The organism is Bacillus sp. FSL M8-0166, assembly GCF_038008825.1.
Taxonomy (GTDB): Bacteria; Bacillota; Bacilli; order Bacillales; family Bacillaceae; genus Bacillus; species Bacillus safensis.
This window is the reverse complement of sequence record NZ_JBBOZZ010000001.1, coordinates 2,453,631-2,477,725: the sequence shown is the minus strand read 5'-3', so window position 1 is coordinate 2,477,725 and position 24,095 is coordinate 2,453,631. Positions and strand designations below refer to the sequence as shown.

The window sequence follows — 24,095 nt, the reverse complement described above, 5'->3', positions numbered from 1 at the left end:
GATACGAATATGGCGATTCAGCTTTCAAAAGGACAACGTGTCGATTTAACAAAAACCAACCCAGGGCTGACGAAAGTGATGATCGGTCTTGGCTGGGATACGAATAAATATTCTGGCGGAGCCGAATTTGATTTGGACGCTTCGGCTTTCTTGGTGGATGCAAACAATCGTTGTCAGCAAGATACAGATTTTGTGTTCTACAATAACCTTCAGCATCCGAGCGGCAGTGTCACTCATACAGGTGATAACCGGACGGGTGAAGGAGATGGAGACGACGAGCAAATTCTCGTTGATTTCTCGAAAATTCCTGCTAACATTGATCGTATCGGAATTACAGTTACGATCCATGATGCAGAGACGCGCAGCCAGAATTTTGGACAAGTCTCTAATGCATTTGTTCGTGTTGTAAATGAAGAGGGCGGGGAAGAATTGATTCGCTTCGATTTAGGGGAAGACTTCTCAATTGAAACAGCTGTTGTGGTATGTGAATTGTACCGACACGGAAGTGATTGGAAGTTTAACGCGATCGGAAGCGGATTCTCTGGCGGCCTTGCAGCTCTTTGTCAAAATTATGGGTTAGAAGTGTAAATAAGAGAAACAAATCAATTCAAGAGGCGCTGTCAAAAACTCATATGAGGGTCTTTTCCAAAGTGAGAAAGAAACAGCGATCAAGAATAACAGCAGGCGAAAGCCTGCTGATGCTTCTACACTTATAGGAGGAAAACCAGTTGGACATTTTGAAACATATGTTGGATACGTATGCCTCGTTTTTTGATTGGCATATGTGGGCAGAGGTATTAACAGACCCTGTCTCTTGGGGGCTTATTGGGACGCTTGTCGTGCTTGAAGGATTGTTATCTGCAGATAACGCACTTGTATTAGCTGTTATGGTGAAACATTTACCTGAAAAGCAGCGTAAAAAGGCATTAACCTACGGATTAATTGGCGCTTATTTCTTCCGTTTCCTATTCATTGGCGTAGGGATGCTGCTTATTAAGTTCTGGTGGATTAAGGTTCTCGGAGCTGCTTACTTAGCATGGCTTGTTATTAAGCACTTCTGGTTAGGTGACGGCGATGATGAAGCGAAGGAACTGAAAAAAGAAGGCTGGTTGATTCGAGTCTTTGGTGTGTTCTGGGCAACTGTTATTTCTGTTGAAATTATGGACCTTGCCTTCTCGGTTGATAGTATTCTTGCAGCATTCGCTGTATCTGAGGAAGTATGGATTCTACTATTAGGCGGAATGCTTGGAATTCTCATGATGCGTACAGTCGCACAGTTATTCCTTGTTCTCATTGACCGTATCCCAGAGCTCGAGAATACAGCGTTTATTCTCATCGGGATCATTGCCATTAAAATGGGCTTGAGTGCTGCTCACATTGAAATTCCGCATCTTGTATTCTTTGCGATTATTATCCTAGCATTTATCGGAACGTTTATTGTTCATAAAATCAATAAGAAGAAACATCAAGAAGTGACAAACGAAGCTGCGGCTTCAAAAGAAGAATAGGACGATCAAAAAGGAATGGAGTTGATTAGCGGCTCCATCCTTTTTTGAATCATCAAGTCATTTGTTCGATTTTCTCTCAACAACAGGAGGTGGCACAGCATGCGGTATTTTCAGTTTTTATCAGAGGCGAGGCAGCACGATATTTTTTTCAAACGGCCGGGGGCGATGCATTTGATGACGCCAAGGCACGTACTTGCGCATGCATTAGGTGCTACTTTGTATATGCCTGCGACAAGACAGGATATAGCAGACATGCTGCTGTCGCAGAAATATGAAGCGCTTTGCTCTGTTGTATTTTGTTTAGAGGATGCCATTGGTGATCAAGAAGTGGAACTGGCTGAACAGAATCTAGTAGTACAACTCGCCAAACTGTCGGATAAATTGACGCATACACCTGAAATGGCTGAACAAATGCCGTTTTTATTTATTCGGGTTCGTTCGCCGAAGCAGCTGCTCAAAATGGCAGATTTGCTTGGTTCATCTCTTCATTTATTGACGGGTTTTGTATTTCCGAAGTGTTCTATTCATAATGCGAAGGATTATTTGGACAGCTTGAAACAGGCGTCAGCACAAACGAAGACAACGCTGTACGGTATGCCCATTTTGGAAACACCCGATTTATTAGAAAAAGAAACGAGATATACGGTGCTGTCTAAGTTAAAGCAGATCATGCTGAATGATGAAGAATATATTTTGAATATTCGTATTGGGGCAACCGATCTTTGCGGCTTATATGGCATTCGCCGTGATCGCGACACCACCATCTATGAAATCAAATTGATTGCTGATTTGATCACAGATATTATCAATTATTTTGGCCGTTCCTTTGTTGTTTCTGGTGCTGTATGGGAACATTTTGGCCCTGCACGAAAGGAACAAAAACCATTCATCCGTGCGCTTTCTAAGGGCGGTGAGCTGTCCTTATCTGAAATCGATGACGTACAAGGTTTACTCAAGGAGACAAGACTCGATGTAGCCAACGGCATACATGGAAAGACAGTGATCCATCCAACACATCTCAAGCCAGTTCAAAGCATGTACGTTGTGACAAAGGAAGAGTACTTGGATGCATTAAGCATTTTGGAACATGCTGACGGCACAGTTGGCGTGATGAAGAGTGCCTTCTCTAATAAGATGAATGAAACGAAGCCTCATTACAGGTGGGCAGAGCACATTTTAATTAAGTCAGACATTTACGGGGTGTTTCATGAAAATAGAAGCTATATCGACATACTCACAGAATCAGAAGCGGCATACGCTGAACATCTTGGAACATATGGAGGTTGAGCTTGACCTCAAAGAAGGTGCGCTCCAGCTGGAAAAAGAGCATCTTTTTGAGATGGCGGCAAGGGTGAACAAAAAAAGAGCCTTTTTATTCGTTAGTAAGGTACTTGGAAAGCATATTCCTGTTCATCCAGTGAAACCGCTCCTTGTCTCGGGTCTTTTAGCGATGGCATATGCCAAAGAGCAAACGGGAAAGACGCCCCCGCACCAAGATCTTATCGTAGAGGCACTCAAGACGGATGATCATGCGGCGTTAACGGCAGCCTATGAAACACTTAAAAAAGAGAAGTTACCAGCAGGCAATGAGCCTATCGTCATCGGCTTTGCGGAAACGGCAACAGCCCTTGGTCATGGTGTGTATGATGTGATAGAAGGCGCATCTTACATTCATACGACACGCGAACAGCTGCTGGATCTTGACCCGTCGTTGGTATTTGAAGAAGAACATTCGCATGCAACAGATCAGCTTTGTTATGCAGACGAAGCATTACTTCGCACAGACCGCCCCATCGTGTTAGTAGATGATGAAGTCACGACAGGCCGTACAAATATCAACATCATTCGTGACCTTCATGCAAAGTATCCGAGGCATTCTTATACCATTCTTTCCATTTTGGACTGGCGGACGGAGGAGCATGAGAAAGCCATGTGCCAGCTTGAAGAAGAGCTTGGAATTCACATTACATCATTGTCTTTATTAAAAGGGCAGATGGTCTTTCGAGGCAAAACGCTCGATGAGCCAGCTTATTCGTATGGGATTGCTGAGCAAGAGAAGCGGCCAAGTCTCTCTTTTCACTCTCTTCAATCTTTCTTTAAGCAAGTGCCGTATTCACTTTCTCATGCAGCAAATTCTGCTGGTCATTCGCCATATATACATGAAACGGGTCGTTTTGGTTTAAATGCGATAGATACGGTAGCGCTTGACCAAGCAGCTGCTGAAGCGGGATTGAGGCTGCGGCAGGAACGCAAAGGAAAACAAACACTCTGTTTAGGGACAGGTGAGCTGATGTATGTGCCGATGAGATTGGCTGCACATATGGGGGAAGGCGTTCTCTTTCATTCAACGACGAGAAGCCCCATTCACCCAGTCGAAAAGGATGGATACGCTGTCCAAAATGGGTTTGCATTTATGAATCCAGAGGATGCCCGAATTCAGCACTACGTGTACAACATTCCAAAAGGTGAATATGATGATGTATTTCTCTTTTTTGAGAAAAAGGTTTCTCAGGAGGCATTGCTTCCGCTTGTTCACTTATTTGCTGAGCGGCATGTGAAGCATGTGCATATTGTGACTTTATCAGACGAGGTGAAGGTGAATGGCTAATGTGTATACAAAGATGGGGAGCTATCCAGAGCAGGATGTAACCTTCTTACTCAAAGATTTATCCTCTATTGAGATGGAGAAAAGTACAGAAGAGCGGGAGCGTTCAATTCAGAGCGGTGCACATTATTCAGAAATGCTGCCAATTGAGTACAAACCAACGGCATCTTATATGACTTTATTCTATCAATCTCTTGAAGAAAGTAAGGAAAAGGTAGCAGAAGCAGTAGCTGTTGTAGCAGAACAGATTGTGAAAAAGCGAGGCTTCCAAACCATACTTTGCAGCTTGGCGCGTGCAGGGACACCGATCGGGGTGCTGATCAAACGATATATTCGAAAGACGTATGGTCTCGATCTGCCCCATTATAGCATCTCTATTATTCGCGACCGTGGAATAGACGAGAATGCACTGCATTATATGCTGAAAGAACATCCAGGTTTTGAAATTGCCTTTATCGATGGATGGACTGGAAAAGGTGCGATTTCGAAAGAACTCCAAAAAGCTGTTCTTGATTTTGAAAAAAAGTATGGTGTACGTCTCTCGAGTGAGCTGGCTGTACTGGCTGACCCTGGCTATTGTACACATGTATACGGAACGAGAGAGGACTTTCTCATTCCAAGTGCCTGCCTGAATTCGACGGTGTCTGGACTTGTCAGTCGTACGGTACTAAACAACCGCTGGATCAATGCCGATGATTTCCATGGGGCCAAGTATTATGAAGAGCTGCTTGATGAGGATGTGTCCAATCTGTATGTGGATACAATTGAAGAAGCGTTTTCCGGCCTTGAACCAAATGTACAAGAGAAAGCAGAAACCATACTTACGCAAGGGACGCCGGCTGATTGGCGGGGAATGGCATCCATTGAAGCAATTGGTCAGGAGTTTCAAATTGAAAATACCCATTTGATTAAGCCGGGAGTTGGTGAGACGACCCGCGTGCTGCTTAGAAGAATCCCTTGGAAAATCTTGATTCAGCCTGGATCTCAGGAAAAGCTGAAGCATATTTTGCTTTTGGCAGAGGACAGAGGTGTTCCTGTCATTGAATATGCCAATATGTCCTACACGTGCTGTGGATTAATTCGTCCGCTGGAGCAAACGTCATGAAGACATATGCATTTGCCAGTGATTTAGACCGGACACTGATTTACTCACATCGAGTGCTTGAGCAGTATGCGTATGAAGGAGAGTATGATTTAGTTGAGGTGCTGGACGAACGGCCGCTTTCCTATATGTCTGTTGAAACGAAAAAATCTTTGCAGGCGATTCATCAATCAGGCTGGTTCATTCCAGTGACGACAAGAACAACCGCACAGTATGAACGAATCACCTTCTTTGAGCAAGAGCTTAAACCGGAGTATGCCGTCACAACAAACGGGGGCTGTATTCTTCATCATGGCAAGCCGCTTGAGGATTGGCAGGCTATTGTTGATGAGAGACTTAGAGAGTGTATGCCAGTCAGAGAGATGCTGAGGGCGATCTCCGAGCTTCCAGTTGCGGCATGGGTGAAGCGTACCCGTACAGCAGAAGGAAGATTCCTTTATTTGATTATGAAAGAGGAGTATCTATCTCACATTCCGCTTGCTGAATTGAAGATGTGGGGGGAGGAGAGAGGCTGGCAGGTTTCTCTTCAGGGACGGAAGCTTTATTTTATTCCCCAGCCGCTTAATAAGTGGGATGCTGTTGCTTTTCTAAAGAACAGGCTGCAGCTTGAATACGTCTATGGTGCGGGTGATTCCCTGTTAGATGCGGGGCTCATTCGTCAGTCAGATATGGGCTTTGCCCCAAGGCATGGAGAAGTTCTCGACTTTGACCCATCACTTGAGCCGACATCGGCATCTGGCATGGCCGCAGCGGATGAAATCACCGCTTGTGTCATCGAGCAGATGATGAACGCAAAAAAGCCTTCGATTCGATAGCAGAAGTAGAAGGCTGAATGATATGATAGTAGTAGCTTTCGAGAAAATATAGGAGAAAGGAAGGAGCGGCGTGAGTTATAAAGAAATCAATGTCACCCATACTCGGGCGGAGCAGGAAGTCTGGAAAAACGTGCTGAAAAAGCCGCTCCCTGAAAGAGACGGTTATGTAAAGGACGAGCATACGTTGTCCTTGCCGCGTCTCGCCGCCCGGGTCCTTGGAACTCCGCATGATGCAACCGATTATTTTATTTATTTACATGAATTATACGAAACAGACGGCATGCATATTTTAAGTGAAACACTCAATCGTCATATTGAGCCGGAGCATTTTCAAGCGCTGCAGCGTATTCATTTGATTAACCAAGAAGAAAAGGGATTGTCCGTGAATCGCTTTGTGGCTTTTTTAGATGGTGAACAGCTGATTGTACGCCATCCAAACCCTGTGATGAACCGGCATATCCGTCTTTCATTGATCAAGGTGTTTGAGCATTTCAAGCAGCTGCATGAAGGTGGATTTCAGCATCCTGATTTCCGCCGGGTCCTGCTGGATGTCGTGAAGTTTTCAAATAATCATCTAGGTCCATGGCTGAAGGAAGTCAATATAGAAGAAAAAATGCCGGCTGTCATTTGGTATGGAGAGGCGAATAAAAGTCAGCTTTATTTTCTTTACTATGTCATGCTGATTGGCTGTGATGTTGTGCTATTTCATCCAGAAGGCGAGGATTCGTTCCGCGAATTAGATCCAGAAGAAAAGCTGACTTTTATTGATCAGTACCCGGGAACTTCAAAGCTTGAGCCGTTCCCTACCGAAAAGCCTGAGAGGAAATCAACGGTGGCGTACCGCTCGACAAGAGAGCTTGAAGAGGTGCTTCACACGGAAGATTCAATGCTGTATAAGCCGTGGCAATTCAGAGATCATACTCCTCATTCCATTACGCTCAAGACAACGTATGATGAGCTGTTTTTAATTGCAAAGGAACGATCCTTTATCCGCCCGAATTTCAAAGCAGACCGGGACACGATACAGATTCCAAATCTCTTTGCGAAAATGATGGGAGTCACACGAGACAAGCGTGAATACTGGGATCGCATCCATACGTTAATGGAGGGGAAAGAGACGAAGACCATTCGCCATTTTCCTTTTACGAAAGAAGTGACTTCGAATTATCAATTTCATTATCAGCATGCACTTTCATCTGCTGGAGAGATTGACCCTGCATTATTAATGAAAAGCAATGTGTGGCAGTTTTCTCATCTATATGAGGGCGCGCAGCGTGCGATAGCAGAGGCGGTATCTCGAATCTGTCAGCATCCGAAGCTATTAAAAGAAGGCAATGAGACCGAATTAGATGTCCGCATTTATTTATTCAAACAGGTTCTGCATATGAGCCAGGACCTCGTTGAACTGATTCAAACCTTTGATTATGCACAAACCGTACCGAAAGTGATTTTATACCATACGGAATATAATGGTGAGCTGACACGTTCTGATGCGGCCGCCCTGATTTTCCTAAATGAAATGGGTGTGGATCTCTTCGTATATCATCCGGCGGGATATCAGTGTATCGAACGGTATATCGATGACCAATTATTTGATACCCATTGGCTTGATGAGATGGTCATGAACCAGGAGTTTAAAGAGCCGTCCATCGTCAGAAAGTTATTTCAATCCATTAAAAACCGATAAGGAGATCAAAGCTTATGACAAATACAAACGGAAATGACATCATTTCAATTGATAAAGAGGAAATCACGATTGAGAAGGCAGACGATATTCGCGTTCAGCTTCGAAATGAACCAGAAGTGCAAAATATCGCGAGACAGATCGATGCAAAAAATCAGTTGGAACTGCTTGAATACGGAAAACAGCCGGCCGTTGAAATCTCTAAGTTCTCTGATCGTATCCTTTCGATGATGCGTTCAACAAGCGTCACTGATTCAGGAACAATGCTGACGCAGCTTGGCAAGATTATGGATCGCTTTGATAAAAATGATTTTGACGAACCGAAGGGTGGTTTGTTGTCAAAAATCTTTAAGCGCGGCGGCAGCATGATCGAAAAGATTTTTAGTAAATATCAAACCCTCGGTGCAGAGATTGAAAAAATTAATGTAGAAATTAGTAAATATAAAGATGAAATGACCAAATCGACTGTGACGCTTGAAGAAATGTATGAGCATAACATTCAATACTATTTGGAGCTTGAAAAGTATGTCGTAGCCGGTCAAATGAAAATCGAAGAATTAAAGCAATTGGTTCCTTCATATGAAGAAAAAGCAGCTAGTGGAAACCAGCTGGCACAAATGGAGCTCGATACGCTTCGTAATGGCATTCAAGCGCTTGAAGAGCGTGTATATGACCTTGATATGGCACGAATGGTGGCGCTTCAAACGGCACCGCAAATCCGTTTGCTTCAGCGTGGGAATACGAAATTAATTGGTAAAATCAACTCTGCCTTTATCATCACCATTCCAATTTTCAAAAATGGGATCATTCAAGCTGTGACAGCGAAGAGACAAAAGCTTGTGGCTGATTCTATGAGTGAGCTGGATAGAAGAACAAATGAAATGCTGAAACGAAATGCTGAAAACATTTCAAGTCAAAGTGTGGAGATTGCCAAATTATCTGGCCGTCCAAGCATCGACATTGAAACGATCGAATCTTCCTTTAATACAATTGTACAAGGGATGAAAGAGACGAAACAGATCGAAGAAGAGAATAAGCGATTACGCGAAGATGGAACAAAACGTATGCTTGAGCTTCAAGATAATATTAAGCGGGCTGCCTTGGAGTCCTAAAAAACAAGCTGTCTGTAACTAAAGTTGCAGGCAGTTTTTTATGAATTTAATTTAAATTTGAGAAAAAAGGTTTTTATGTGACCATTTTCGGGTAAATCCTGTTCAGGGGAATGGTTCGCCCGTGATTCAAAAAATCCGCTATGACAAGGATTCGGCTTATTTTTTAGCACAATTAGGAATTTCCAGTAAAATATTGTCTGATGAGAGGAAATACCCCGTAAAATATGTAGTTTATGAAGCATTCTATAGGATTTACGAGTAATACGGCGTATAAACTCTAATGACCAGACCTCTATATGGAATTCATACATATTGTGGGGAAATAAGCGAATTCTAAAGATTGTTTGCATCATAACGCTTATGTTACGGTTATAAAGATGCTAATTTGGAGGGAAAATATGAATTCTGAAGAGAGAAATATCAAAATCAAGATAAATAATGTATCTAAAATTTTCGGTAAAAATGCTAAAAAAGCATCTCAAATGCTTGAAAAAGGGAAAACAAAAAGAGAAATCCTAAAAGAGACCGGCGCAACTGTTGGTGTCAATCGAGCAAATTTTGATGTATATGACGGCGAGATATTTGTCATCATGGGGCTATCAGGGAGCGGAAAGTCCACACTTGTGCGGATGCTAAACAGGTTAATCGAACCAACCTCCGGTGAAATATATATTGATGGGGATATGATAACAAATATGTCAAAGGATCAATTGCGTGAAGTCAGACGGAAAAAAATCAGCATGGTTTTCCAAAACTTCGCATTGTTCCCGCACCGTACAATTCTTGAGAACACAGAGTATGGTCTTGAATTGCAAGGTGTAGATAAAGAAGAGCGCAGATCAAAAGCGCTTGAATCTTTAAAGCTTGTTGGACTTGAAGGCTTTGAAGAGCAATACCCAAATCAATTAAGTGGTGGTATGCAGCAGCGTGTTGGATTGGCACGTGCTTTAGCAAATGACCCTGACATTTTATTAATGGATGAAGCATTCAGCGCACTAGATCCTTTAATTCGTAAAGATATGCAGGATGAATTGCTTGAGCTTCATACATCTGTAGGAAAAACGATCATTTTCATTACCCATGATTTAGATGAGGCGCTTCGTATTGGTGACCGCATTGTACTCATGAAGGACGGAAATATCGTTCAAATCGGAACACCAGAAGAAATTCTGATGAACCCATCGAATGAATATGTTGAACGCTTCGTTGAAGATGTTGACCTTTCTAAAGTATTAACCGCTGGTCATATTATGAAACGTGCAGAAACAGTTCAGATCGATAAAGGGGCACGTGTTGCGCTCACGCTCATGAAAAACCTTGGGATTTCATCTATCTATGCAGTAGATAAGAAAAAGCATTTATTAGGTGTCATTTCTGCCCAAGCAGCGAAAAAAGCGGCAGAAACAGGTGCATCACTTGAAACTGTTCTTGATAAAGAATTTACCACAGTATTGGAATCAACGTATTTAACAGAAATCTTTGATGCAGTGTCTGATGCGGCAAACATTCCAATTGCAGTTGTAGATGAGAAAAACAGAATGAAGGGCATTGTGGTCAGAGGTGCATTGATTGGTGCATTATCAGGTAATGATGAATATATCAACATGTCTTCTAACAAGCTAGAGGAAATTAAGACACAAGAGCCTTCTGCACAGGAGGTAGAATAAGATGTTTAGTATGAGTGATTTACCTAGAATTCCGTTCGCGGATTATATCGATCGATTTGTTGACTGGTTAACATTAACGTTTGGTGGTTTCTTTGATGGCATCACAAATGGATTAGCTGGAACAGTAAATGGAATTGTAGCTGCACTTGGCGTGATTCCATCCATTATTTTAACCCTTATCTTTGCCGGCATTGCTTGGTGGATCAGTACAAGAGGAGTTGCTCTTTTCACACTTATTGGATTTTTGCTGATCGACTATTTAGGCTACTGGCAGCCAATGCTTCAAACACTTGCGCTCGTTCTGACCGCTGTGGTCATTTCTATCGTGATCGGGGTTCCGATCGGTATTTGGGCATCACAGAAGGAAACGGTGCGTAAAATTGTGACACCTATTTTAGATTTAATGCAGACAATGCCTGCATTCGTTTATCTATTACCAGCGATCTTTTTCTTTAACATTGGGGTTGTTCCTGGGGTTGTGGCATCGGTTATTTTCTCCATGCCGCCAACGATTCGTATGACCATTCTCGGTATTAAACAAGTACCAGCGGATTTAATTGAAGCAACCGAAGCTTTTGGTTCAACTACATTCCAGCGTTTGTTCAAAGTTCAGCTTCCACTTGCAACAAAAACCATCTTAGCTGGTATTAACCAAAGTATCATGCTGGCTCTATCCATGGTCGTTATTGCGGCAATGGTAGGTGCCCCAGGACTTGGTTCAGAAGTATATAGTGCGGTAACGCAGCTGAAAACAGGTATTGGTTTTGAAGCAGGTATTGCCATTGTTATTGTGGCGATTACACTTGACCGTATTACACAAAACATTAAAACGAAAAAAACCAGGGGGAATGCTTAATGTGGAAAAAGTCTCTCTACATTGGGATGACCGCCCTGCTTGTCTTTTTACTAGCCGCTTGCGGCGCTCAGACAGATTCAAATGCGAGTGCAGCACAGCAGGTCAATAAAACGATTATTGGGATTGATCCGGGGTCAGGTATTATGGCCCTAACCGATCAGGCCAAAAAGGATTATGGCTTAGAGGATTGGACGGTTGTGTCTGCATCAAGTGCAGCCATGACTGCAACGCTTAAAAAATCTTACGACCGTAAAAAGCCAATCATCATCACTGGCTGGAATCCACACTGGATGTTTTCCCGCTATGATTTAAAATATTTAGATGATCCAAAAAAATCTTATGGTGAAGCGGAAGAAATTCATACGATTTCACGTAAAGGATTTGCAAAGGATCAGCCGGAAGCAGCCAAAATGCTTAGTCAGTTTAAATGGTCTCAAGATGACATGGGCGAAGTCATGATTGATATCCAAGATGGTGTGAAACCAAAGGATGCCGCCATAAAATATGTGAAGAAACATAAAGACCAAGTGGCGAAATGGACAAAAGGCGTGAAAAAGTCGAATGGTGACAAAGTCAATCTTGCCTACGTTGCCTGGGATAGTGAGATTGCAAGTACCAATGTCGCGGCAGAAGTATTGCGTGAACTCGGGTTTAAAGTGACTTTGACTCAAGTCGAAGCAGGTCCAATGTGGACGGCAATTGCAACCGGAAGTTCGGATGCATCTTTATCCGCATGGCTGCCAAATACGCATAAAACGTATGCAGCGAAGTTTAAAGGAAAATATGATGACCTTGGTACAAGTATGAAAGGTCTTCGAATGGGGCTGGTCGTTCCAACATATATGAAGAACGTAAACTCCATTGAGGATTTGAAAAAATAGTCAATGATGTAGTGGTTCCCTTATAATAGAAGGGAGCATGTTGAAAAAGCAGTCTGCTCAAAAAGCGGCTGCTTTTTTCTTATATAGAAGGATGGAGTTGTCGGGCGATGGATAAATCAATCATGATTTTTCTGCATGGTGGAGGAGTAAGCAGCTGGATGTGGCAGGAGCAGGTTGAAATATTTAAGGACACGTATGAATGCTTTGCCCCTGATCTCATTGGACACGGGACAAGAGCAAAAGAACAGATATTTTCAATGAATGAAAGCACCCAAGAAGTTATCTCATGGATCAAGGAAAACGCGAATGGCCGTCAAGTGATTCTGATTGGATTTTCTTTAGGTGCGCAGATTGCTGTTGATGTGTTATCAAGAGAGCCAGATATCGTAGACATAGCAGTTATCAATAGCGCTCTTGTGATGCCTTTGCCATGGCTCCACTTCATGGTGAGACCCCTCTTGCCACTGACGTATCCATTATTAAAGAAAGATTGGTTTATCGAGCTCCAAGCCGAAAAGATGGGGCTCCCGCAACATGTACTGCATCATTATGCGGCGGAATCGAAACATCTGCAAAAGAAAACCCTTCTTACGATGTTTCAAGAAAACCTTCATTACAAGCTCCCAGACACGTTTCAGCAAGCGAAGGCACGCATTCTTGTCACAGTGGGAGAAAAAGAAAAAGGCATCATGAAACGGTCAGCCAAAAAAATAACGAATTCACATACGAAGGCAGCAGGCGTCATCGTTCCCGGTATTGGACATACATTCACTTTTGAGAAGAAAGAACTTTTTACAGAAATGATCAAAAGCTTGATAGAGGCACGTGCATTACCAGCCGAATTAAAGGAAATCCAGTAGCCGTTCCAATTATTAAGTGAAGACGAGCATAAAAGGGGCGGTGGTCTCTTAAAATCTGTATGATATAGGTATAAAACGCTTTCAGTTTGTGTGCCATAGAAGGAGGAGCTATGAGTAAAAACTATATCATATTCGGTGCAAGTCAAGGATTAGGAGATGCTTTTGTAAAGGGTCTTCCATCAAGTGGAGATACAGTTTGGATTGTGTCGCGAAGTGAACCAAGCAGTCTGAACATAGATGACGGTGTACATAGAAATTGGCTGAAAATCGACTTATCAAACCAAACGCATATCCCTTATATGCTCGAAGCACTGGAGAATAAGACGATTGATGTACTCATCTATAACGTCGGTTTATGGGAAAAACGAGGCTTTGAAGACGATTATTCCTTTGAGCACGATCAGCCAGAGGATATTGCACATTTAATCAATGTGAATATCACCTCAACCATTACGTACATCCAGGCACTGCTTCCGCACGTAAGGAAATCGGAGAATGGGAAAATCATCGTCATTGGCTCAACGGCGGGTCTGGATCATACAAACCTGCCGCAAGTCTCGTTTGTTGCATCTAAATTTGGCCTGCGAGGAATTGTGAATGCACTGAGAGAGCATGTGAGAAAAGATAAAATATCTGTCACCTGTATCAATCCAGGAGAGCTGGCGGCGGAGGTCCCGTATGAAGATGGAGCCGAAAAGGCCATCACTCTATATGATGAAACGAGAATCCCTGTCCAGGATATTGTGGAGCTTGCCAGATGTGTGATTCATTTATCTAGGGTATCTTGCGTGAAAGAAATCAATGTTCCAGCTATGACAGATCTGAATGCATAATATAAAGCAGACCACCCGCCCTGAAGAGAAGGCGGGTGGCTTTTTTATTTTATGATGAATGCTGCTCGAGTGTTTGATAGACAGTCTCAGTCAAAATCTCAATGCCGGTAAAGATTGCAGAGCGGTCGAAGGTCATATACGGATGATGAAGACCAGGCTTTAAATCACAGCCTAATCCGAGCATCGTGGATTTGATATGTGGAACCTTTGCTGCATAAAAGTGAAAGTCCTCTCCACCTGTTGTGACGATCGGGGGATCAAGCTGCTCTTTGCCTAAAACCTGTTCAATCGCGTGAGACATGATCTGGACAGCTTCTTCATTTAAGGTGGCGGCAGGTAGACGATGGTCTGTTGAAAGTGTAATGGAAGCGCCAAAGGCATCCGCTACAGCATGAACCGCTCTTTCAATTTCTTTTTCTAGTTCATCCATCACTTCGTTTGTTTGTGCCCGTACATCTAATGTAAAAGAGGCTTTGCCTGGGATGATGTTTGAGCTGCCCCCGCCAGCATGTAAATTGGTCATTTTGACAGAATGAGCGACTCTTGGATCGACATGGATATGCGCGAGTCTCTGCACGAGGGTTGAAGCCACTTCTATTACGTTGACGCCAAGGTGTGGACGTGCACCGTGCGCTTCCTCGCCAATAATGGTGCCGACGTAATGATTACTTGATCCGTGCAAAATGGCAGGAGCGCAGCGTCCGTTTAATGTTTCTTGGATTGGGCGCACATGTACGCCATATAAGTAATCGACATCTGCGAGCACACCTTTTTCAATCATTTTCAGCGCACCGCCGCCTCTTTCCTCGGCAGGCTGAAAGATGAAACGAATTGTGCCGTTCGGGCGTTCTTTTTCCTTTAATGCCATGAAGGTGCCAAGAGCCATTGTCATGTGTGCATCGTGGCCGCATGAATGATTGGCTTGAAACTCACCATCTACTTCCTGCCAAAGTGCATCAATATCGGCTCTCACAGCGACCACTGGTGCGCCTTCTCCAATTTCACCGATCACCCCTGTACAGTCGTCAAATGTTTGAGTTTTGCAGCCTGATTTTTTCAATATATCTTCAATATAAGCAGTCGTTTCTGTTTCTTCCCAGCTTATTTCTGGGTGGGCATGCAAGTGTTCAAAGATGTCTGTCACGGTTTGTTTCATTTCGTTTGTCAAAGTTGTCATGAGAAGCCTCCTTGCTGACAGATAATCTGCCAAAACATTATTTTAGTGAAATAATATTGCTCTGAAATATCAACAGTGTTTATAATATAACACATCATTTGATTATTCTGAAAATTAAGTGAAATTCCGATCGGGACAAAGGGGTTTTGACACATGAAAACAGCGACAGTATCAGCACCAGAGAAACAAAAACGAAAACTTCAAATGCCGGATGCGTATGTTCTCTTATTTATGATTGCACTGATTTGTACGATAGCAACGTATTTTGTACCAGCGGGTGAGTTTGACCGAAAGACATCTGGGGAGATCACAACAGCCGTTCCTGGCAGTTATCATCGCATTGATCAATCACCAGTGAGTCCAGTTGGATTTTTCACAGCGATACAAGAAGGAATGGTAGGATCCTCTTCTATCATTTTTCTGATTTTATTTACGGGCGGAACCATTGCCATTTTGGAGAAGACAGGTGCTATTAACGGGATGATTCACCATGTCATCAGCCGGTTTCAAACGAAGCAATTATTGTTTATTTGTATTGTTGGGGGATTATTTTCAGTCCTTGGAACGACCGGAATTGTCGTGAACTCTGTCATTGGGTTTATTCCGATCGGCATCATTGTGGCACGATCCTTGAAATGGGATGCTGTAGCAGGAGCGGCTGTCATATACATTGGCTGTTATGCAGGGTTTAACGCAACGATTTTATCTCCATCTCCATTAGGTTTATCACAAACGATTGCAGAGCTGCCGATCTTTTCTGGCATTGGCCTGCGTGTCATTATTTATCTTTGTTTTCTTATTTCTAGTATTGTGTACATCTATTTATATACAAGACGTCTGAAGAATAAAGAAAAGGGAAGCATTCTTGGCGATCAATGGTTTCCTGCTAAGGGGCTTGGCGGAGCCGATGCGGAATCTGTGGACAAGCCTGCATTTACTGGCAGACATAAGCTGATTTTAGCGGTGTGCGGATTGTCACTTGGAGGTTTCTTATATGGCGCACTTCAGCTTGGCTGGACCGATAAGGAAATGGCGGGTGTGTTCATTTTTATGGCTATCGCTGCTGGACTGCTCGGCGGATTAGCGGCCAATGATATTGCGAAAACGTTTATTATCGGGTGCCAAAGCCTTGTATACGGCGCACTTATTGTTGGGATGGCACGCTGTATTTCGGTCATTTTAGAAAACGGGAAGCTGCTTGATACAGTGGTCAATGGCTTGGCAAGTATGCTGACAGGCTTTAGTCCAATCGCTGGTGCGATCGGGATGTATATTGCGAGTGCGCTTCTTCACTTTTTGATTTCATCAGGATCAGGAGAAGCCGTTGTCTTTATCCCGATTCTTGCGCCGCTCGCTGATTTAATGGGCATCACAAGACAGGTAGCTGTAGAAGCGGTGATGCTTGGCGAAGGGGTGGTCAACTGTATCAATCCGACTTCTGGTGTGTTGATGGCTGTGCTTGCTGCAAGTGGTATTCCTTATGTAAAGTGGCTGCGTTTTATGGTGCCGCTTGCCCTCATTTGGTTTGTCATCGGTCTTGTGTTTATTTGTATCGGGGTCATGATCAACTGGGGACCTTACTAATGATGTATGAAGCTGCCGAAGAGCGTTTGGCAGCTTTTTTCTTGTGGAAATATGTATGGAGGCAGTGCTTTGAAAGCACAATAAATGTGTTCACAAATTCGCTACATATTTTTTTTGAGCAGCCCCCTTGCAAAAGTTTGTGAAATGTTGCACAATAAGAATGTGAAATACTTCACATAACAAAAACAGCCTAGTTTTACTCAGGAGGATGAGATAAATGACAAACGAAAAAGTAAACAAAGTAGCCCTTATTGGAGCAGGTTTCGTCGGCAGCAGTTATGCCTTTACATTAATAAATCAAGCGATCACAGATGAATTGGTTGTCATCGATTTGAATCAAGACAAAGCAATGGGTGACGTGATGGATTTAAACCACGGAAAAGCATTTGCCCCGCATCCTGTGAATACATGGTATGGAGATTATGAGGATTGTAAAGATGCAGATATCGTCTGTATCTGTGCTGGTGCAAACCAAAAGCCAGGTGAAACAAGACTCGACCTTGTTGAGAAAAATTTAAATATATTTAAAGGCATTGTAGAAAACGTAATGAAAAGTGGATTTGATGGTATTTTCTTAGTTGCTACAAACCCAGTGGATATTTTGACATATGCGACTTGGAAATTCAGTGGTCTTCCAAAAGAACGAGTGATTGGCAGTGGTACGACGCTTGATACGGCAAGATTTAGATACATGCTCAGTGAGTATTTTGAAGCAGCGGCACACAACGTGCATGCGTACATCATTGGAGAGCATGGAGATACAGAGCTTGCTGTTTGGAGTCATGCGAATATCGGAAGTGTACCAATTACAGAATTAATGAAGAGAAATGATCAATACAAACAAGAAGACTTAGATGAAATCATGGAAAATGTCCGTCATGCCGCTTACCAAATCATTGAGAAAAAAGGCGCCACTTACTACGGCGTAGCAATGAGTTTAGCCCGCATTACAAGAGCGATCCTGCACAATGAAAACAGCATTTTAACTGTCAGCACTTACTTAGATGGAGAGTACGGAGCAGAAGATGTCTACATTGGTGTACCTGCCCTTGTGAATCGAAATGGCGCAACAGAAGTGATGGAGCTCGCACTGAACGACACGGAGAAAGAAAAATTTGCACACAGTGTGAATGTGTTAAAAGAGATTTTGGCTCCTCATTTTTAATCAATTAAAAGCAACCTATCTGAGCAGAAAAGGATGAATCACTATGTGGCAGCAAATATATGATCCGTTTGGTAATGAATTCGTCAGTGCATTGGTGGCAATGCTCCCAATCTTGTTTTTCCTTCTTGCATTAACCGTTTTTAAGCTAAAAGGTGTTTTAGCCGCTTGTTTTACCTTAATCGTCAGTTTTGTAACAGCTGTTTTCTTCTTTCATATGCCAGTTGAAAAGGCATTATCTGCTGTGCTGCTCGGTATATCTAATGGGCTGTGGCCGATTGGATATATCGTCATCATGGCGGTATGGCTCTATAAAATTGCCGTGAAATCTGGTAAGTTCGATGTCATTCGTTCTAGTATTGCAGGAATTTCTCAAGATCAACGTCTTCAGCTCTTATTAATTGGTTTTAGCTTTAACGCATTTTTAGAGGGAGCTGCTGGGTTTGGCGTACCGATTGCGATCAGTGCCGCTCTCTTAACAGAGCTTGGGTTTAAACCGCTGAAAGCTGCGATGCTCTGCTTAATAGCCAATGCTGCTTCTGGTGCATTTGGTGCTGTGGGCATCCCAGTGATTACAGGGGCGCAAATGGGCAATATGACGCCGCTTGCATTATCTCAAACCCTTGTATATACGATCCCGTTTATTTCATTCTGTATTCCGTTCCTCCTCATTCTGATTGTAGATGGATTCAAAGGAATCAAAGAAACTCTGCCAGCCTTGCTTGTTGTGAGTGGAACCTATGCTATTTTGCAAGCTGTCACAATGGTGACGATGGGTCCTGAGCTTGCCAATATTATTTCTGCTTTGGCAAGTATGGGAATTTTGGCTTTATTTCTTCGGAAATGGCAGCCAAAACACATTTATCGTGAAGAAGGAGCGCCAGATATTGAACAGAAACAAACGTATCGCGGCGTTGAAATACTGAAAGCGTGGTCTCCGTTCTATATTTTAACTGCTGTTATTACGGTATGGAGTCTGCCAGCATTTAAAGCATTGTTTGCTGTAGGAGGACCGCTTAACTGGACGACCATTTTAGTGAAAATGCCGTTTTTACATCAGCAAATTGTGAAATTACCACCAATTGCACAAACAGAAACACCTATTGATGCGATCTTTAAAATTGATGTCATCAGTGCAACGGGTACTGCCATTCTGATTGCGGTGATGCTGACTGGACTGTTTAGCAGACATATTACATTAACAGAAGGCGCTGTCTGCTTAAAAGCAGCGGTGAAAGAGCTTTGGGTTCCTGTTCTTACTATTTGTTTTGTCATGGGCTTTGCCAACCTGGCAAACTTTGCTGGACTAAGTTCAGCCATTGGACTTGCTCTTGCCAAAACAGGCGATCTGTTCCCGCTTGTCAGCCCGGTGCTTGGCTGGATCGGTGTGTTTATTACGGGGTCTGTCGTGAGTAACAACGCCTTATTCGGTAACCTTCAAGCGGTCACTGCTTCTCAAATCGGCTCACAAGCAGGCTTGTTAATTGGGGCGAATACGACCGGTGGTGTGATGGCGAAATTAATTTCTCCACAATCTATCGCTATCGCTACAGCAGCTGTTGGAGAAACAGGGAAAGAATCTGAGCTCTTCAAAAAGACCGTGAAGTACAGTTTCATTCTGCTCGGTATTGTATGTATATGGACATTCATTCTTGCTCAATTTGTATAGGTTGATAGACTAAAAAAGACTGAGATCTCTCTCAGTCTTTTAGCGTGTAGACAAACCCTCGCATTCGGTGTCAGGTCTGCGCTCCAGTGCTCACGAATGTTTTAATTCGCTTCGCTCCGGTACTCGTCCTTCCTAGACTGCAAAGGTTTTCTATCACGCTGAAAAGAAGACAAAGGGCTAAAATCAACATCATGTTAGCCCTTTGTCAACAATCTGAAGGACTGAGATTTCTCTCAGTCTTTTTCTTTATGTAGATTCTCTTGTCACGAGCCGGGTAGGCAGCTGGATATGTTCGCGCTGCAATGGTTTTTGGTCTTGCAGGAGTGCGATCATTTGCTGTACAGACCGCTGGCCAAGCTCTACGATCGGTATGTCAATTGTGGTGATCGTTGGAGCTGTCACCTCACATATGTCTTGGTTGTCATAGCCGATGACCGCTAGATCCTCTGGGATTTGATAGCCATATGAAATGGCCTGTTTAATGAGCCCTGCTGCGACTTGATCATTGCCGGTGAAAATGGCATCAGGCGCATTCTTCATGTGATGGATGGCATCCATTAAGCGAAAGCCGTCTTCAATGGTAAAGGCCTCTCCAAACAGCCAATCGTCTTGCAGCGGCAAACCGTGAGCAGAGAGTGCATCAAGATAGCCCTGTCTCCTTTGTTTCTGTGCTTCACTGCTTTCTGTATCAAAGCAAAACCCAATCGATTTTCGCCCCGACCGAATCAAGTAGTCGACCGCTTTATAGGCGGCTTCCCGTTCATCGTATCCGATAATCGGGATGTTTGCTGTTTGATGATATTCATTTGCCATGACAATGGGACCGTTTGTTAAAAATGGCTCGATCTTTTCCCACTGATTTTCTAATGCCCCCAATATGACCCCATCTACTTCTTTTCTTTTTAATAATTGAAGCCCTTCAAGCTCTAATGCTTCTTGATAAAACGTCTGAAGCACGATGGCTTTATATCCTTGATCCAGCGCTTCCTTTGAAATGCCGTTAATCAATTGTGCAAAGAAAGGATGGTCCACAGCTGGAACAGACACAGCAATGGTTTTTGTCTGATGTGACCTTAGTGTGCGGGCTGCTGAACTCGGTGTATATTCCATTTCTTTCATCACCTGTAAAATGAGCTGCCGCTTTTCTTCTGACACATATGGGTGATGGTTTAGCACTCTGGAAACGGTGGTGGTTGAAACCCCGCAGCGTTTGGCAATTTCATAAATTGTACACATATTAACAAATCCTTTACACAAAGTTATTGTTCTGAAATCGATAACATCATTTACAATGTGAAACAAGTTAAATATTAACAAAAGGAATTGATTAATTGGAGGGAATGGAATGCAAATATTGACGAAGATATCAGGTAAAAGCAAGGATTATCTTCCTTTGCTGGACATGATCAATCAAGGTGTTCAAGTAAAGGCCGATTCAGTTGAAAAGCATCTAGCAAATGAAAAACTGGTGACGTTCCTTGAGCAAGATATAGAGCGCACAGGTTTGGAAAAAATTCTCTTCCATTATAAACAAAATAAGGAAAAAAAGATACCGTTTCTGCCAGTTGATAAACTGATTTCAGAGGATGAAATCGATGATATTATGCTGGTGCTGAAGGAAGTATTGAGCTCTGGACGTTTTACTTCAGGGCCATATATTCCGACGTTTGAAAAGGCGATTGCTGAGTACTTAGGGAAAAAATATGTCATTGCCACGTCAAGTGGAACAGATGCATTGATGATCAGTCTCATATCAGCAGGCGTCCATCCAGGAGACGAGGTGATTTTGCCAGCCAATAGCTTTGCTGCAACAGAAAATGCAGTGCTTGCCATTGGGGCTGTTCCGGTTTATGCCGATATTGATCCTGAAACCTACTGCCTCTCACCGGGTGAAATAGAGAAGCATATCACAGATAAAACGGTATGCATTCTACCGGTTCATTTATATGGAAAGCAAGCGGATATGAAGGCGATTTCGGCGATTGCGAAACAGCATGGGTTGAAAATTATTGAAGATGGCTGTCAAGCGATTGGCAGCAGCGGACTTGGTGCTTATGGAGATGGACTTGTTCTCAGCTTTAATCCATACAAAAACCTTGGGGTCTGCGGAAAGGCAGGAGCCATCGCTACAAATGATGAGGCCCTGGCAGAAAAATGCATGGAGATCAGCTATCACGGCTTTGAAGCTGGAAAGAAAAATGTCAAACGCAGTGACTACGGCTTTAATTCCAAAATTGATAATTTGCAGGCAGCGATCGGACTCGAACGAATGAAGTATTTAGGATTGCAAAACTTTAAACGTTTTTACTTAGCCAAGCGATACATTGACCAGCTGCAAACGCTTGAGGATGAAGGATACATGAAGCTTCCGAAGCTGACGGATGATCATGTCTGGCATCTATTCCCAATCAGAGTACTGAAGGGAGACCGAGATGAACTGGCAGCGAAATTGCTGGAAATGGGCATAGAGACTGATGTCTATTACCCGATTCTATCGCATCAGCATCAAACAAATCTTGTTTCTCAAAAATATAGACAAACGACACTTCCACACACGGAAAAAGCAGCGCAGCAATTACTTCACTTGCCGCTTTATCCAGGAATGCCGCTGCAAGATCAGGAGAAGGTCATCGAGGGGGTTCAACATGTTATCAAGTCTTCCATTCAATAAAAAACTGCTGAATCAGCCGCAGAATCCGCAGTGGATCGTCTTCTGTGACTTTGATGAAACCTATTATTCTCACGGAATGACAGAGGAGCAGAGAGAGGATATCAAGCGGCTGGAAGCCTTTGTAGCAGAAAAGAGTGAAGCGGGACAGCTCTTGCTGGGCTGGGTGACGGGAAGCAGTCTCGATTCTGTCACGAGCAAAATGGAAAAAGGCGGTTTTCATCAATTCCCGCATTTCATTGCGTCGAACTTAGGGACTGAGATTGTATATACGTCGGATGCTCATTTTGGACAGCCAGATGCAGAGTGGATGAAGCGGCTGGATGCGCAGGGCTTTTCAGATGAAAAAATAGAAGACATCCTGGAAACTATTCGAGAAAAGGGAATTTCCCTTAGGCCGCAAACGCAGCTGGGCAGCTCAGGGTATAAGAAGAATTTCTATTATCAGGAGCAGGATGAACGGACGGATCTTCATCACCTATCATTTATCCAAACACTGGCTAAAGAGCGAGGTGTGGCGGTCAACATCAACAAATGCAACCCGCTTGCAGGAGATCCTGCGGATTGCTATGATGTCGATTTTTTACCAGTCGGAACAGGGAAGGATGAAATTGTCCGCTTTATGCTGAACCAATATGATTTATCAAAAGATCAAGGCTTTGCCTTTGGTGATAGCGGGAACGATTTGCGGATGCTTCAATCCGTCACACACGGTTTCCTTGTCCAAAATGCGACAGCCGAAGCCAAACGGCACCATCACCAAATTTGTCATCATGGGTATGCAAAAGGAATCTATGAAACACTGAAAACAGTGATGTATAAACATGAGGAGGCACATTCATGAAGAAAATTGGAATTGTTGGAGCAGGGAATATTGCAAAAGCACATGCAAGAGCATTATCAACGATTAAAGGTGCAGAATTATCCGGTGTCTATGATTTGCATGAGTCGGTCGCACAGGGATTCATTAAACAGTACGGCGGACGTGTGTATTCAAGTATTGAGACACTGGCAGATGCATCTGATGGGTTGATTATTGCTTCTCCTAATTTTTGTCACAAGGACCATGCCCTTCAGTCGCTAAGAGCAGGACAGCCGATTTTATGTGAAAAACCGATGGCTGTGTCGCTGAAGGAAGCGAAGGAAATGGTGGAGACAGCCAAACAGTTCCAAGTTCAAGCCAGTATGGGTTTTAACTATCGTTATTTATCTTTTGTGAATATATTGAAGAACTTGATTGCCAACGGTGAATTAGGCCGCATTTTAACCGTCAGAACTCATTTTAAGAAAAACAGTGCCCTTAGAAGAAAGACCTTTTCATGGAGAGACAGCGGCGAAAGTCTCCGTACGAGCGGTGCACTAGGGGATCTTGGTATTCATTTAATTGATATGCTGTGGTACTTATTTGGAAGTGAAATGAAGAAAGAATCACTTAACACCAAGATGCTCACACATGTAAAGGAAAAAGAAGAGAAAAAGGTTCAGGTGGATGATCATACCGAAATTTTCGGGCAGATGGAGAATCAAGTGTTCTTTCATTTGGTGACATCCAAAAGCACGCAGCCTGAAGAATGTGGGTTTAGTGTAGAAGTCGTTGGTCATGACAAGGTATTCAAATACCATACGAACATGAAAAACGAATATGAGATCAGTGATGGATTGTGTGTGGAGCGTCATCAAATGCCGCAAACCTTGCTGACAGATCCGTCAAATGAATTTTACGGATGGTCCGATACATTCCGTGATCAGCTGATGCATTGGGTGAATACAGATCCATACCCATCTCATATGAAGGTCGCTGATTTTGAAGATGGTTATCGCGCACAGGCTGCGCTCAATACATGCTTTGAGAGGGAAGAGGCAGTCGTCTCTGCCCAGGCATATTAAAGAGGTGGAGCGGAGGATGTGATGA

At 43.2% G+C, this 24,095-nt stretch carries 21 protein-coding genes; 19 read left to right on the top strand and 2 right to left on the bottom strand.

Translation table 11 applies throughout. The annotated features are described in order from the left end of the window. Nucleotides 1–9 precede the first annotated feature (9 nt). The 13 genes from NSS92_RS12740 to NSS92_RS12680 all read left to right on the top strand — a co-directional run bounded on the left by NSS92_RS12740 (nucleotide 10) and on the right by NSS92_RS12680 (nucleotide 13,923). Nucleotides 10–588 carry a TerD family protein gene (locus NSS92_RS12740; RefSeq protein WP_034664245.1) on the top strand — a complete coding sequence of 193 codons (579 nt, stop codon included), beginning with the start codon at nucleotides 10–12 and terminating at the stop codon, nucleotides 586–588. A gap of 140 nt (nucleotides 589–728) precedes the next feature. After that, the gene (locus NSS92_RS12735) at nucleotides 729–1,508 is read left to right on the top strand and encodes a TerC family protein (RefSeq protein ID WP_024424355.1); all 780 of its coding nucleotides are present in this window, start codon (nucleotides 729–731) and stop codon (nucleotides 1,506–1,508) included. Nucleotides 1,509–1,607: 99 nt separating this feature from the next. After that, on the top strand, nucleotides 1,608–2,795 hold the full coding sequence (locus NSS92_RS12730) for an HpcH/HpaI aldolase/citrate lyase family protein (protein ID WP_340868416.1): 1,188 nt from the start codon (nucleotides 1,608–1,610) through the stop codon (nucleotides 2,793–2,795). After that, the gene (locus tag NSS92_RS12725) at nucleotides 2,785–4,116 is read left to right on the top strand and encodes a phosphoribosyltransferase family protein (RefSeq protein WP_267587880.1); all 1,332 of its coding nucleotides are present in this window, start codon (nucleotides 2,785–2,787) and stop codon (nucleotides 4,114–4,116) included. The genes NSS92_RS12730 and NSS92_RS12725 overlap by 11 nt, the downstream gene beginning before the upstream one ends. Then, a complete protein-coding gene (locus tag NSS92_RS12720; protein WP_340868414.1) occupies nucleotides 4,109–5,218 on the top strand; it encodes a cysteine protease StiP family protein in 1,110 nt (369 codons plus the stop codon). Before NSS92_RS12725 ends, NSS92_RS12720 begins: the two co-directional genes overlap by 8 nt. Next, a complete protein-coding gene (locus tag NSS92_RS12715) occupies nucleotides 5,215–6,030 on the top strand; it encodes an HAD family hydrolase (RefSeq protein WP_267587800.1) in 816 nt (271 codons plus the stop codon). The genes NSS92_RS12720 and NSS92_RS12715 overlap by 4 nt, the downstream gene beginning before the upstream one ends. A gap of 70 nt (nucleotides 6,031–6,100) precedes the next feature. Further along, entirely contained in the window at nucleotides 6,101–7,717 is a 1,617-nt protein-coding gene (locus NSS92_RS12710) for a YceG family protein (RefSeq protein WP_267587799.1), read from the top strand. A 14-nt stretch (nucleotides 7,718–7,731) separates the two neighbouring features. After that, a complete protein-coding gene (locus NSS92_RS12705; protein ID WP_024427234.1) occupies nucleotides 7,732–8,826 on the top strand; it encodes a toxic anion resistance protein in 1,095 nt (364 codons plus the stop codon). Between the two features lie 398 nt (nucleotides 8,827–9,224). Next, on the top strand, nucleotides 9,225–10,493 hold the full coding sequence (opuAA, locus tag NSS92_RS12700; RefSeq protein ID WP_034283228.1) for a glycine/proline betaine ABC transporter ATP-binding protein OpuAA: 1,269 nt from the start codon (nucleotides 9,225–9,227) through the stop codon (nucleotides 10,491–10,493). A gap of 10 nt (nucleotides 10,494–10,503) precedes the next feature. Next, entirely contained in the window at nucleotides 10,504–11,349 is an 846-nt protein-coding gene (opuAB, locus tag NSS92_RS12695) for a glycine/proline betaine ABC transporter permease subunit OpuAB (protein ID WP_142946592.1), read from the top strand. Beyond that, on the top strand, nucleotides 11,349–12,230 hold the full coding sequence (locus NSS92_RS12690; protein WP_340868408.1) for a glycine betaine ABC transporter substrate-binding protein: 882 nt from the start codon (nucleotides 11,349–11,351) through the stop codon (nucleotides 12,228–12,230). Before opuAB ends, NSS92_RS12690 begins: the two co-directional genes overlap by 1 nt. Nucleotides 12,231–12,337: 107 nt before the next feature. Continuing rightward, nucleotides 12,338–13,090, top strand: a complete 753-nt coding sequence (locus NSS92_RS12685; protein ID WP_340868406.1) for an alpha/beta fold hydrolase — start codon at nucleotides 12,338–12,340, stop codon at nucleotides 13,088–13,090. A 110-nt stretch (nucleotides 13,091–13,200) separates the two neighbouring features. Further along, nucleotides 13,201–13,923, top strand: a complete 723-nt coding sequence (locus tag NSS92_RS12680) for an SDR family oxidoreductase (RefSeq protein ID WP_340868404.1) — start codon at nucleotides 13,201–13,203, stop codon at nucleotides 13,921–13,923. Between the two features lie 49 nt (nucleotides 13,924–13,972). On the opposite strand, the gene NSS92_RS12675 is transcribed toward NSS92_RS12680, so the two are convergent. Continuing rightward, the gene (locus NSS92_RS12675) at nucleotides 13,973–15,100 is read right to left on the bottom strand and encodes a M20 peptidase aminoacylase family protein (RefSeq protein WP_340868402.1); all 1,128 of its coding nucleotides are present in this window, start codon (nucleotides 15,098–15,100) and stop codon (nucleotides 13,973–13,975) included. A 153-nt stretch (nucleotides 15,101–15,253) separates the two neighbouring features. Between NSS92_RS12675 and NSS92_RS12670 the strand changes: the two genes are divergently transcribed. The 3 genes from NSS92_RS12670 to NSS92_RS12660 all read left to right on the top strand — a co-directional run bounded on the left by NSS92_RS12670 (nucleotide 15,254) and on the right by NSS92_RS12660 (nucleotide 19,515). Next, a complete protein-coding gene (locus NSS92_RS12670) occupies nucleotides 15,254–16,684 on the top strand; it encodes a YfcC family protein (RefSeq protein WP_024424344.1) in 1,431 nt (476 codons plus the stop codon). Between the two features lie 217 nt (nucleotides 16,685–16,901). Beyond that, nucleotides 16,902–17,849, top strand: a complete 948-nt coding sequence (locus NSS92_RS12665; RefSeq protein ID WP_025092786.1) for an L-lactate dehydrogenase — start codon at nucleotides 16,902–16,904, stop codon at nucleotides 17,847–17,849. A 43-nt stretch (nucleotides 17,850–17,892) separates the two neighbouring features. Further along, nucleotides 17,893–19,515 carry an L-lactate permease gene (locus tag NSS92_RS12660; protein ID WP_087976277.1) on the top strand — a complete coding sequence of 541 codons (1,623 nt, stop codon included), beginning with the start codon at nucleotides 17,893–17,895 and terminating at the stop codon, nucleotides 19,513–19,515. A gap of 246 nt (nucleotides 19,516–19,761) precedes the next feature. Here the strand turns inward: NSS92_RS12660 and NSS92_RS12655 are convergent, their stop codons facing one another. Further along, complete coding sequence (locus NSS92_RS12655) at nucleotides 19,762–20,751, bottom strand: LacI family DNA-binding transcriptional regulator (protein WP_340868396.1); 990 nt, start codon at nucleotides 20,749–20,751, stop codon at nucleotides 19,762–19,764. A gap of 109 nt (nucleotides 20,752–20,860) precedes the next feature. Here NSS92_RS12655 and NSS92_RS12650 point away from each other — a divergent pair, with 109 nt between their 5' ends. The 3 genes from NSS92_RS12650 to NSS92_RS12640 are packed head-to-tail and all read left to right on the top strand — an operon-like array spanning nucleotide 20,861 to nucleotide 24,070. Beyond that, nucleotides 20,861–22,186 (top strand): DegT/DnrJ/EryC1/StrS family aminotransferase, encoded by a 1,326-nt coding sequence (locus NSS92_RS12650; protein WP_340868394.1) that lies wholly within the window; start codon nucleotides 20,861–20,863, stop codon nucleotides 22,184–22,186. After that, nucleotides 22,161–23,027 carry an HAD-IIB family hydrolase gene (locus tag NSS92_RS12645; RefSeq protein ID WP_267587791.1) on the top strand — a complete coding sequence of 289 codons (867 nt, stop codon included), beginning with the start codon at nucleotides 22,161–22,163 and terminating at the stop codon, nucleotides 23,025–23,027. The genes NSS92_RS12650 and NSS92_RS12645 overlap by 26 nt, the downstream gene beginning before the upstream one ends. Then, nucleotides 23,024–24,070, top strand: a complete 1,047-nt coding sequence (locus NSS92_RS12640; protein WP_267587790.1) for a Gfo/Idh/MocA family protein — start codon at nucleotides 23,024–23,026, stop codon at nucleotides 24,068–24,070. Before NSS92_RS12645 ends, NSS92_RS12640 begins: the two co-directional genes overlap by 4 nt. The last annotated feature ends 25 nt before the right edge of the window (nucleotides 24,071–24,095 follow it).

Excerpts from the sequence above, each read along its gene's own strand:
- NSS92_RS12715 (WP_267587800.1), top strand. The coding sequence starts at position 5,215 with ATGAAGACATATGCATTTGCCAGTGATTTAGACCGGACACTGATTTAC.
- NSS92_RS12650 (WP_340868394.1), top strand. The coding sequence starts at position 20,861 with ATGCAAATATTGACGAAGATATCAGGTAAAAGCAAGGATTATCTTCCT.
- NSS92_RS12740 (WP_034664245.1), top strand. The coding sequence starts at position 10 with ATGGCGATTCAGCTTTCAAAAGGACAACGTGTCGATTTAACAAAAACC.
- NSS92_RS12640 (WP_267587790.1), top strand. The coding sequence starts at position 23,024 with ATGAAGAAAATTGGAATTGTTGGAGCAGGGAATATTGCAAAAGCACAT.
- opuAA (WP_034283228.1), top strand. The coding sequence starts at position 9,225 with ATGAATTCTGAAGAGAGAAATATCAAAATCAAGATAAATAATGTATCT.
- NSS92_RS12725 (WP_267587880.1), top strand. The coding sequence starts at position 2,785 with ATGGAGGTTGAGCTTGACCTCAAAGAAGGTGCGCTCCAGCTGGAAAAA.
- opuAB (WP_142946592.1), top strand. The coding sequence starts at position 10,504 with ATGAGTGATTTACCTAGAATTCCGTTCGCGGATTATATCGATCGATTT.
- NSS92_RS12655 (WP_340868396.1), bottom strand. The coding sequence starts at position 20,751 with ATGTGTACAATTTATGAAATTGCCAAACGCTGCGGGGTTTCAACCACC.
- NSS92_RS12720 (WP_340868414.1), top strand. The coding sequence starts at position 4,109 with ATGGCTAATGTGTATACAAAGATGGGGAGCTATCCAGAGCAGGATGTA.
- NSS92_RS12685 (WP_340868406.1), top strand. The coding sequence starts at position 12,338 with ATGGATAAATCAATCATGATTTTTCTGCATGGTGGAGGAGTAAGCAGC.
- NSS92_RS12675 (WP_340868402.1), bottom strand. The coding sequence starts at position 15,100 with ATGACAACTTTGACAAACGAAATGAAACAAACCGTGACAGACATCTTT.
- NSS92_RS12705 (WP_024427234.1), top strand. The coding sequence starts at position 7,732 with ATGACAAATACAAACGGAAATGACATCATTTCAATTGATAAAGAGGAA.
- NSS92_RS12645 (WP_267587791.1), top strand. The coding sequence starts at position 22,161 with ATGTTATCAAGTCTTCCATTCAATAAAAAACTGCTGAATCAGCCGCAG.
- NSS92_RS12660 (WP_087976277.1), top strand. The coding sequence starts at position 17,893 with ATGTGGCAGCAAATATATGATCCGTTTGGTAATGAATTCGTCAGTGCA.
- NSS92_RS12730 (WP_340868416.1), top strand. The coding sequence starts at position 1,608 with ATGCGGTATTTTCAGTTTTTATCAGAGGCGAGGCAGCACGATATTTTT.
- NSS92_RS12665 (WP_025092786.1), top strand. The coding sequence starts at position 16,902 with ATGACAAACGAAAAAGTAAACAAAGTAGCCCTTATTGGAGCAGGTTTC.
- NSS92_RS12680 (WP_340868404.1), top strand. The coding sequence starts at position 13,201 with ATGAGTAAAAACTATATCATATTCGGTGCAAGTCAAGGATTAGGAGAT.
- NSS92_RS12670 (WP_024424344.1), top strand. The coding sequence starts at position 15,254 with ATGAAAACAGCGACAGTATCAGCACCAGAGAAACAAAAACGAAAACTT.
- NSS92_RS12690 (WP_340868408.1), top strand. The coding sequence starts at position 11,349 with ATGTGGAAAAAGTCTCTCTACATTGGGATGACCGCCCTGCTTGTCTTT.